At 71.5% G+C, this 4,610-nt stretch carries 2 protein-coding genes; both read left to right on the forward strand.

Features of this window, described 5'->3' with window-relative positions; genetic code table 11:
• On the forward strand, nucleotides 1-1,674 hold a 1,674-nt coding region (locus F3J10_RS34405), incomplete at its 5' end, for a transglutaminase family protein (protein WP_240155797.1).
• 201 nt (nucleotides 1,675-1,875) lie between these two features.
• Nucleotides 1,876-4,485, forward strand: coding sequence for a circularly permuted type 2 ATP-grasp protein (locus F3J10_RS34410; protein ID WP_029949993.1), 2,610 nt, complete (start codon nucleotides 1,876-1,878; stop codon nucleotides 4,483-4,485).
• The last annotated feature ends 125 nt before the right edge of the window (nucleotides 4,486-4,610 follow it).

Raw genomic sequence — 4,610 nt, forward strand, 5'->3', positions numbered from 1 at the left:
GCCGCCGCGCCGCGCACGGCGCTGCAGTCGCCGCTGGATGCGCGGGACCAGGCCGGCCGCGGCGAGTTCGGCGAACCGGCCGGCGAGGGCGCCGCCCGCGCCTCGCACGACACCGCCGCGAACCGCTACCCCGATCGCTTCGAATCGGCCGCCTGGATCACGCGTACCGCGCTGTGCGCCGAGGTCCGCCACGGCGTGCTCTACCTGTTCATGCCGCCGCTGGCCGCGCTGGAGGATTATCTCGACCTGCTTTCCGCGGTCGAGCTGACCGCCCGCTCGCTCGGCGTGAAGCTGGTGCTGGAAGGCTACGCCCCGCCGCGCGACGCGCGCCTGGCGGTGCTGCAGGTCACGCCCGATCCGGGCGTGATCGAGGTGAACATCCACCCGGCGCACGATTTCCGGCAGCTGGTGCAGCAGACCGAATTCCTCTACGACGCGGCCTGGCGCACGCGCCTGTCGTCGGAGAAGTTCATGATCGACGGCCGCCATGTCGGCACCGGCGGCGGCAACCACTTCGTGCTGGGCGGCGCGACGCCGGCCGACAGCCCGTTCCTGCGCCGGCCCGACCTGCTGGCCAGCCTGATCGCCTACTGGCACAACCATCCCTCGCTGTCCTACCTGTTCTCGGGCCTGTTCATCGGGCCGACCAGCCAGGCGCCGCGGGTGGACGAGGCACGCAACGACCAGGTCTACGAGCTCGACATCGCCTTCAAGGAGATCGAGCGCAACAAGCTGCTTCACGGGCAGGACATGCCGCCCTGGCTGGTCGACCGGGTGCTGCGCAACCTCTTGATCGACGTGAGCGGCAACACCCATCGCTCCGAGTTCTGCATCGACAAGCTCTACTCGCCCGATTCCTCGACGGGCCGGCTCGGCCTGCTGGAATTGCGCGCCTTCGAGATGCCGCCGCACGCGCGCATGAGCCTGGTGCAGCAACTGCTGCTGCGCGCGCTGGTGGCGCGTTTCTGGGATCGTCCCTACACGACCTCGCTGACGCGCTGGGGCACCGCGCTGCACGACCGCTTCATGCTGCCGGCCTTCGTGAAGATGGATTTCGACGACGTGATGGCCGAGATGCGCGAGGCCGGTTTCCCGTTCGACGCGGCCTGGTTCGCGCCGCATTTCGAATTCCGCTTCCCGCTGTTCGGCCAGGTGGCGGTGAAGGGCATCGAGCTGAGCCTGCGCGGCGCGCTCGAACCCTGGCACGTGATGGGCGAGGAGGGCGCGGTCGGCGGCACGGTGCGCTATGTCGATTCCTCGCTGGAGCGGCTCGAGGTGCGCGTGAGCGGCCTGAACGACAACCGTCACGTGATCACCGTGAACGGCCGGGCGCTGCCGCTGCAGCCCACCGGCACGGCCGGCGAATACGTGGCGGGGGTGCGCTACAAGGCCTGGGCGCCGCCCTCGGCCCTGCATCCGACGCTCGGCGTGCACGCGCCGCTGACCTTCGACATCGTCGATACCTGGATGAGCCGGTCGCTCGGCGGTTGCCGCTACCACGTCGCGCATCCGGGCGGGCGCAACTACGCGACCTTCCCGGTCAATGCCTACGAGGCGGAGAGCCGGCGCCTGGCGCGCTTCGTGTCGATCGGCCACACGCCGGGACGCATGGAGGTGGCGCCGGCCGCGCCGAGCCGGGAATTCCCGTTCACCCTCGACCTGCGCCGGGATTGAAAACAATGCGCGGGCAAGACCGGAGGAGACAGCCGGCCGCCAAGGTGGTCGGACCCGTCGGTCCGCAATGATAGGATTCGGGCTCGACGGGCGGCGCGCGTCGCGGACGAGGTGTCCGCGACGCTGCTCGCGCCAGGCCCAGGCTGACGAAACGACATCGTGCTTCCCCAATTTATCGACGATCTGAGCGCCGACGACGCCATGCATACGCTCTTCGACACAGGATCGATCCAGGACGCCGCCGAGCTCGGCGCGGCGCTGGCCGCGCCGGCCGTGACCGGCCGCTACGACGAGCTGCGCGGCGGCGCGGCGGCCCTGCAGACGGCCGCGCTGGCGCCGGTCTGGCGCGACTTCTTCACCCAGCTCGGCAGCGTCGGCTTCGCCGACCTCGACCGCCGCGCCGAGGCGCTCGAGCGCCGCATGCGCGAAAACGGGCTGGCCTACCAGTTGCACGACCAGAACGCCGGCGGCAGCGCCGCACGGCCCTGGTCGCTCGACCTGCTGCCGATGATCGTCGCGCCCGACGACTGGGCCAGCATCGAGCGCGGCGTGCTGCAGCGCATGCGCCTGCTCAACGCCGTGACGGCCGACGTCTATGGCGAGCAGACCATCCTCAGGCAGGGCCTGCTGCCGCCCGCCCTGGTGACGGGGCACCCCGGCTACCTGCGGCCGATGCGCGGCGCCAGCGTGCCGGGCGGCATGTGGCTGCACCTGGCCGCCTTCGACCTGATGCGCGGCCCCGACGGGCGCTGGCGGCTGGTCGCGCAGCACACGCAAGGGCCCACCGGGCTCGGCTACCTGCTCGAGAACCGCGTGATCGTCTCGCGGCTGTTCCCGCGCGCGTTCCGCGGCCTGCGCGTGCAGCGCCTGGCCGCCAGCTATCGCGCGCTGCTGCACAGCATGCAGGACCTGAGCCCGGCCAAGAAGAACTCGCGCATCGTGCTGCTCACGCCGGGCCGCCACGCGCCGACCTATTTCGAGCACGCCTACCTGGCGCGCTATCTCGGCCTGACCCTGGTGGAAGGCGGCGACCTGACCGCGCGCGACCAGCACGTCTACCTGAAGACGCTGAGCGGGCTGGAGCCGGTGCACGGCATCCTGTGCCGCGTCGACGACGAATGGCTGGACCCGCTCGAGCTGCGCCCCGATTCGATGCTCGGCGTGCCGGGCCTGCTGCAGGCGGTGCGCGCCGGCAACGTGCTGCTGGCCAATGCGCCGGGTTCGGGCTTCCTCGAATCGCCGGGCGTGCTCGGCTTCCTGCCCAAGCTGGCCGAGAGCCTGCTCGGCGAGACGCTGGAGCTGCCGGCGCTGCCCACCTGGTGGTGCGGCGAGGCGGCCGCCTGCGCCGACGCGCTGCCGCTCCTGGCGCGCTCCATCATCAAGCCCGCCTATCCGCCGCTGGCGCAGGCGGGCGGGCGTTTCGACCCGGTCATCGGCGCGCGGCTGAGCCACCAGCAGTTGCTCGAATGGCGCGCGCGGATCCTCGCCAATCCGGCCCACTACGTGGTGCAGTCGGACCTGCCGCCCTCGCAGGCGCCGACCTGGCCGAGCAGCGCGCAGGGCTACGAGGGCGGCGCGCGGATCGTGCCCAAGCCGCTGCTGCTGCGCGTGTTCGCGCTGGCCGACGGCACCGGCTCCTGGCGCGTGCTGCCGGGCGGGCTGTCGCGGGTCGGCACGCGCGACGAGCTGTTCAACGCGCCGATGCCGCGCGGCGGCAGCAGCGTCGACACCTGGGTCATCACCGAAGGCGCGATCGACCCGACCACGCTGCTGCAGACGCATCTCGGCCCCGACGACCTGGTGGCGCGGCCGCGCACGATCTCCAGCCGTGCCGCCGAGAACCTGTTCTGGCTGGGCCGCTACACCGAGCGCGCCGCCAACCTGACGCGCCTGGCGCGCGCCGCCTTCGAGCGGCTGCGCGGCGAGGACGACGTCGACAGCCCCGCGCATCTCGAACTGCTCGACGCGCTGTGCCGCGAGAACGGGCTGATCCCGGCCGAGACGCAATCGGCCGCGGTGTCGCCGCGCGAGTTCCAGCAGACGCTGGCGCGCGCGCTGTCGCGGCGCGCCGATCGCGGCTCGGGCATCGCGGCCTGCGTGCTCGGCATGCGCGGCGCGGCCGCGGCGATCCGCGAGCGGCTCTCGCGCGACCAGTGGCGGCTGATCGACGATGCCACCCAGTTGTTCGACGAGCCCACCAACGGCGAGGACGAGCCCGAGGAACAGCTCGGCAATGCCGCGCTGCAGATGCTCGACCGGCTCAACCTGCTGCTCTCGGCGATCACCGGCGCGCAGACCGACAACATGACGCGCGACGACGGCTGGCGCCTGCTGTCGATCGGCCGCCAGATCGATCGCGTCGATTTCCTCGCCAGCGTGCTGCGCTTCGCCTTCGAGGACGGCGCCGTCACCAAGCAGGACGGCTTCGAGCTGGTGCTGGAGCTGTTCGACAGCACCATCACGTTCCGCTCGCAGTTCCAGCGCGGCTTCGACGTGGCGCCGCTGCTGTCGCTGGTGGTGCTGAACGGCGACAATCCGCGCTCGCTGGCCTGGGTGGTGCAGAAGATGCAGGGGCGCCTGACCAAGGTCGAGCACGGCGAGGGTTATGCGCTCTCGGAGCTGTCGGAGACCATGCCCGAGATCGGCGCCTGGTCGCTGCACGCGCTCTGCGAGACCGACGAGGACGGCCGTCACGCCGTGCTGCTGGAGCGCCTGCAATCGGTCAGCCGGGCCGCCTGGGAGTTGTCGAACCGGATCGGCGAACGTTATTTCAGTCATGTGCGGGAATCAGGCAGGTCGCTATGGGGATGAGCGGAAAACCCACCGATGAGGCGGCGCGCGAGTTGCGCGCGCGTCAAGTGCAGGGACGCGAACCGGGCGAGGCGGCGGCTTCGGCGCCTCGCCCGGCGCAGCCGGCCGCGACCGGCTGCGCCGGG

The sequence above is a fragment of the Burkholderia sp. Cy-637 genome, from assembly GCF_011753175.1.
Classification (GTDB): Bacteria; Pseudomonadota; Gammaproteobacteria; order Burkholderiales; family Burkholderiaceae; genus Burkholderia; species Burkholderia gladioli.